Here is a 2892-nt window from a genome sequence, read left to right as displayed (position 1 = left end):
CGAAAGTTCCAAAACCCTCTATCTAAGATGAGTAGCGTTTTGGCTGGGATCAATTCTAACAAGTTGGGCACAAAGTTACTCTCATGGGTGTAAGGATTAGATTTAAACCAGGTTTCGACTGGAAAGCCTGTTTCTTCTACCACCGTACAGATTCTACCTCCTAATTGACCCAGAGGTACTGTTTCTAAACTTTTTAGCTTACGAAACAATGCCTCTAATGTCGAAGCATCCACTAGACATCTCCAAAAAACCATAACCCAGTCACAGCAAGGAAAACAAGTTTGTCAAGACCTAATTTAAAATTTAGCTTTAAGAACGAATTAATAATGGTTTGAAGACACAAAATCTAATTTTATAGGAAAAATATGGCTCATGATAACGTCAATCAATTGCTCTGAAACATCCGATTTTATTACTTCTAAAATTAGCGACCCAATTCTTAATCGCACTAATCCGCAGTTAAAAAAACTGATTTATATCGAGTTTTACGCAAACTAAATCTTTCTTGAGATATTTTAAAAACTTTTAAAACTCTAATTAAATGTTCAATAAAAATTCGATTAGATGATAAAGCTTTATTTTCGGATTTTTGAGTCTCTGTTAATTCTCCATTATTCGGTTTTTTATAGGGAGTTGTGATTTGAGTTTCTCCAATGTAAGCTTTATCCCCACTAAAAGTTTGTTGATCATTAAATTTACTCAAAGTTTTTCGACAGATTTTAATATCACTCATAGGGCCAGGTTTTCCGATTACTACATCGACAAGATCTAAGGCCGTAGGCCACGCTACGCGATCAGCCTGGTTGACTGACAAAACTATTCAACAGCATATTGGTACGTTTGTACCTTAAACTCTAGTTGATAGTGCCGTTGCTGATGTTGTTTGCGCGAAGCCATCGCAGGATAAGGGTCATGATTGCTGGAAAAACAAACCCGATGAATTAATTTCCAGCCATTCTCGCTCATATGATTTGACCCACTCCAAACCCTACCGAAAATAGCTGTTTCCTCGTGCGCCAGTGAGTGTCAACCCATCGACGTTTACCAGACTCTACCACCTCAACCCCTTGAGCCGTGACGTACAACGTAGCCACAGCTAGAATGAACCACAACCGAGATAAGGCGCTTTACTGAGCGAATTTGAGACTTCTGCACATTCCATCCATTGGACTGGTCATCTAAAAAGTTTTCCTCAATATCAAAGCGAAACCCATATTCGGGCTTTGGTTTGAAGGGTGGTATTTTCATCACTAACAATGGCCCATTATCACCATTTACATTGTTGCAACCAAAAATCAGATCAACTGGACCATACCAATATTCCTTGTGCACTCTGACATTGTGAAAGCACAAGACCTCACCCCGTAGAACATGGAAATCTTTGAGCTGATGCCAACTTTTACCTGCTCGCCAAATCCAAGTGTCCTTTTTCAGACGAATCCGGATTTGCCTTCCCCATTTATTGGTCAAAGCTTTCATTAAATCGGTGTGGACAAACCCTCGATCTGCCAGTAGGATCACCTTAACCTCTTTGGGTAAAAGGTGTATCGATTGTTGGAGCATCTCCCGATAATCTTTGAATGCTACCGTTGCACTCTGATGCTTCATCACTCGCCAGCTCACTGGTAAGGCTCGTCCTCGATGCACCACTACCAATCTAACCAGACAGTACTCATCCCAAAACATCGAGGTGTCTAAACTCAAGTAAATACACCCATCAAGTCCTACCGCCAAGGCTGCTTTAATCAAAGGTTTGTACCATCGTTCGCGTAGCGTGGCCTATTGGCCATGGACATTGATTCGGGCATTATGCAGCCAACGGTGCATTCGGCGTTGTTTGCTTTGAGCATATTGGCCACGACACGGGATGTAGGGAATCCATCGGGGCTTGCTTCACTTCCCCTGTCTGAATCAGGGCTGCCACCATCCATAAACAGGTGGTTAGGTGGCTCAGGTGTGCCCACTCACAGGGTTGACTTATCCATGTCTTCAAGGCATTGTAGAGTCGGGAGTTTTTTTTCATCGCATTCCTAGGATTTGAGTGGTATCTGTCCTGAGGATGCGGGGAAACACTCCCTTTAGTCAAGTCTTGCTCTTACAAGTCTGGTAAGTATTTGAGCCATTTTCAACCTAACTTTTGTCAGTCAATCAGCGCGATCAGCTTTTGGTAAAACAATAAATTGATTTTTAAAAGTATGTATTTTTTGCTTTTATGAATAATATTTTTTTTGCTATTGATAATCATAATGTCTTTCAATAGACTGCTCAGTACTGTCTAAAATCAATTCATCATTATCTAATTGTTCAATAATTTTTTATTCTTTTTGAAACTTTTTTACTTGTGATAATCAACTGGTAGGTAAGTCGTTTTCACAATTTTTTTGCCAATAAGTAAAAATATTATGAGCCGTTGATTCACTGATTTTAAAAATAAGTCCTAAAAGTTGAAAGCTCAAATGATACCTTAAATAAATTAACATTAAAACGATTTGCTCTGACTCTAATAGTTTAGGATGATTTCCTCCTCCTGCTTGATTGATTCTAATTTTAGTTTTCTCAATTTCTTCTTGCTTTCTTTTATTGAGAAGCTTACCTAGTTCAATTAATTGCTATAATTGTTGATAATCAATACCTAATAGTCTTTTGGTTTGTTTAGGGTTTTTCTGGATATAGTTCCAAGTATATTTTTCCATTTATTTTTTTGGATCGAACAATATTTACTTATTATAGTCTATTTTTTGGAATTTGATTATATTATGGAAATGTCTACTATCCACAAACGTTCAAAATACTTTCTCGCTCTTTTAACGCTTACCGGACTTTCTCTGTTTCTTTGCTGCCAACGTTGGTTTAACAAAACTAGTAAGTCTTTTAGTACTCTTTGAAACAATG

The 2892-nt window shown here is 38.1% G+C and carries 4 protein-coding genes and 1 pseudogene; all 5 read right to left on the bottom strand.

Annotation, left to right across the window (positions count from 1 at the left end):
- A pseudogene (locus tag F6K49_RS39175) lies at positions 1–233 on the bottom strand (IS4 family transposase); the annotation flags it as partial.
- Between the two features lie 215 nt (positions 234–448).
- Positions 449–733 (bottom strand): transposase family protein, encoded by a 285-nt coding sequence (locus F6K49_RS39170; protein WP_293105945.1) that lies wholly within the window; start codon positions 731–733, stop codon positions 449–451.
- 326 nt (positions 734–1059) lie between these two features.
- On the bottom strand, positions 1060–1749 hold the full coding sequence (locus F6K49_RS39165; protein ID WP_293026613.1) for a hypothetical protein: 690 nt from the start codon (positions 1747–1749) through the stop codon (positions 1060–1062).
- The gene (locus tag F6K49_RS39160) at positions 1746–1964 is read right to left on the bottom strand and encodes a hypothetical protein (RefSeq protein WP_293026615.1); all 219 of its coding nucleotides are present in this window, start codon (positions 1962–1964) and stop codon (positions 1746–1748) included. Before F6K49_RS39160 ends, F6K49_RS39165 begins: the two co-directional genes overlap by 4 nt.
- Before the next feature lie 384 nt (positions 1965–2348).
- Positions 2349–2540 carry a transposase family protein gene (locus F6K49_RS39155; protein ID WP_293026619.1) on the bottom strand — a complete coding sequence of 64 codons (192 nt, stop codon included), beginning with the start codon at positions 2538–2540 and terminating at the stop codon, positions 2349–2351.
- Positions 2541–2892: the final 352 nt, after the last annotated feature.

The sequence above is a fragment of the Moorena sp. SIO3I6 genome (genome assembly GCF_010672095.1).
This window is presented reverse-complemented; position numbering and strand designations above follow the sequence as displayed.